2 protein-coding genes are annotated in these 2971 nt (G+C 70.6%); both read left to right on the forward strand.

Annotated elements, in window-relative coordinates; all coding sequences use genetic code 11:
* On the forward strand, positions 1-415 hold a 415-nt coding region (locus Q0L11_RS17565), incomplete at its 5' end, for a response regulator transcription factor (RefSeq protein WP_296598943.1).
* Between the two features lie 107 nt (positions 416-522).
* The gene (locus Q0L11_RS17570; protein ID WP_296598944.1) at positions 523-2907 is read left to right on the forward strand and encodes a M20/M25/M40 family metallo-hydrolase; all 2385 of its coding nucleotides are present in this window, start codon (positions 523-525) and stop codon (positions 2905-2907) included.
* Positions 2908-2971: the final 64 nt, after the last annotated feature.

Below are 2971 nucleotides of genomic sequence, written 5' to 3' on the forward strand. Positions count from 1 at the left end.
CGACTACATGACCAAGCCGTTCCACAAGGACGAACTGGTCGCCCGCATCCACGCGGTGGTGCGTCGTTCGAAGGGCCACGCCCAGTCGGTCATCAAGACCGGCGACATCGTGGTGAACCTCGACGCCAAGACCGTGGAAGTGAACGGCATACGCGTTCACCTGACGGGCAAAGAATACCAGATGCTCGAGCTGCTCTCCCTGCGGAAGGGCACGACGCTCACCAAGGAAATGTTCCTGAACCACCTCTACGGCGGAATGGACGAGCCCGAGCTGAAGATCATCGACGTTTTCATCTGCAAGCTGCGCAAGAAGCTGGCCGCGGCCGCCGAGGGCAAGCACCACATCGAAACGGTCTGGGGCCGGGGTTACGTTCTGCGCGACCCGCAGGACGTCGGCGCCACGATCGCCGCCTGATCCGGCTCTACAGCTTGAAGTTCGGAACGCCCGGCCTCGCAGCCGGGCGTTTTCGTTTGCGGAAAGACCCTCTAGCTTCTCCCTAACGAGACTCGGGGGAGACGCGTATGGGCCGGTATCTCGCGCTGCTGATCGCGCTCATGCTGGGCTCCTGGATCGCCTTCAACGACCAGTTGCTGCCCGAATCCCAGCCGATCGGCGCGCCGGCCGGCGAGTTCGCGGCGGAACGCGCCTTCGCCGACGTCACCCTCATCGCCGCGCGGGCCCACCCCATCGGCTCGGCCGAAAACGCTCGCGTGCGCGACGCCCTGGTCGCCCGGATGGCCGAGCTGGGGCTCTCGCCACAGGTACGGGCCGGTGTCGGGGTCCAGTCCGCCAAGTGGGCCACGGACCGCCTCGTCGCGGGCCCCGTCGAGAACATCGTAGGCGTCCTTCCCGGGCGCGACCGCAACGCCCCCGCCGTGGCCCTGATGGCCCACTACGACAGCGTGCCGGGCTCGCCCGGTGCCGCCGACGACGCCATCGGCGTCGCCACGGCGCTAGAGACCGTCCGGGCGATCAAGGCCCGCGGCACGCCCACGCGCGACGTGATGGTGATCCTCACCGACGGGGAAGAGGCCGGCCTTCTCGGCGCGAACCACTTCTTCCGGCGCGATCCGCTGGCCCGCCGGATCGGCCTCGTCATCAACGCTGAGGCGCGCGGCTCCACGGGCCGGGTCAACATGTTCCAAACCAGCCCGCGCAACGGCGAACTGATCGACCTGTTCGCCCGCACGGCCCAGGACCCGTCGTCCTCGTCCCTGTCGGTGCTGCTCTATGAGAAGATGCCTAACGACACCGACCTGACCGAGACGCTGAAGTCGGGGATCGCGGGCCTGAACTACGCCATCATCGGCCGCCAGTTCGACTATCACAGCCCCACGTCCACGCCCGCGAACTTGGAGCGTGGCTCGCTGCAGGACATGGGGACGCAGGTGCTCGCCGCCACGGCGGAGGCCGCGTTCGCCGCCCAGCTTCCCGGCCGCTCGCCCAACGTGGTCTATTCCAACCTGTTCGGGAACACGGTGGTCGCCTACCCGGTCTGGTTCGGCTGGGTGATCGTGCTGGCGTGCGCGGTCCTCCTGGCCTTCGCCGTTCGCTGGGCCCGGCACTCAGGCGAGTTCCCCGCGAGCGACATCCTGCGCGGCATGGGCGCCCTGGCCTTCGCCGGCGTCGGCACCGTGGCCGTGCTGGAGTTCGCCCGCCGCCTGACCGGCGCAGGCTTCGGCTTCGTGGAGCAGCGGTTCCTGCTGGCCCAGTCCGCGCCCTGGGAATGGGCGATCATGATGCTGTCCCTCGGCTTCCTGATGCTGTCGGCCGGCGACATGGCCCGCGGCCGCCGCTGGATGGCCGCCGTCCCGCTCGTCTTGGGCCTCGCAGCGTCGGCGTTCGGCGAGGTCGACTGGATCGGGATCGTGCCGGGCGTGATCGCCGCCGCTCTCGGGACCTTCGTCTACAACCGTCCCGCCAGCCGCAAGGGCGCCTGGGCCGGCGCGCTCGTGCTGGGCCTGATCCTCACCGTGGCGCTGCAGGCGTTCGCGCCGGGCGCCGCCTATGTGATCGCCTGGCCCCTGCTGGTGGCCTGCATCGGCGCGGCCGCCACGGCGCTGTCCGCGCGCCGCGGCATATTGCCCATCAGCCTGCTGACGGTGCTCGCCGCTGCGGCCTTGGGCTGGCAGGGCGGCATCTCGCACTTCGCCTACGAGGGCATGGACCTGATGCCGCTGTTCTCGGTGCAGATGATCACCGCCGGCCTCGTGCTCTGGCCGCTGGCCCAGCCCGACACCGGCGCGCAGAAGGGCCTCGTCATCGGGGGCGTGCTGCTGGCCTGCGGTTTGGCCCTGACCCTGATCATCCGCGCCGAGGATCCCTGGACCCCGCGCTACCCGCAGGTGAGCTACGTCGGCTACCACGTCGACCAGGACACCGGCCGAGCCTGGCGATTCAGCCCGCCGGTGATGAGCAACGGCTGGACCGACAAGGTGCTGCGCGCCGAAGGCGGGCCGGTGGAACGGCTGTCGCACTGGGCCTGGCGGCGGCCGATGTTCGCCGCCTCCGCCCCGCCCGTCGCCGAGCCCGCGCCGACCATCACCCTTGAGCGGACCGCGGACGGCGGCGCGAGGCTGCTCGCCCTGCCCCCGCCAGGCGCCCGGACGCTGGAGGTGCGGGTGCGCGCCGCGTCGGGCGGCGAGGTCGGCGCCGTGGGTGGCGTGCCGGTGAAGCTCGCCCTGCCCAAGGGCGAGTGGGTCCGCATCAACTGGCAGGCGCCCGGCTCCGGCCTAGCGGTCGACCTGCGACCGAGCGGGCCCGGGCGGCTCGACGTGCGCTACGTGGCTGTGTTCGAGCGCTGGCCCACCGGGGTCGCGCCCCTGCCCCAGCGCCCCGCCGACCTCATGCCGTGGGACAACTCGGACTCGACCTTCGTGTCGGGAACGCGCGCCTTCGCTTGGTGACGGCCGCGCGAGGGTTTATCGGGGCGCCATGAGCGACGTCACGATCTACCACAACCCCAACTGC

This window comes from Phenylobacterium sp. (assembly GCF_024508875.1).
In the GTDB taxonomy this organism is placed as follows: Bacteria; Pseudomonadota; Alphaproteobacteria; order Caulobacterales; family Caulobacteraceae; genus Phenylobacterium.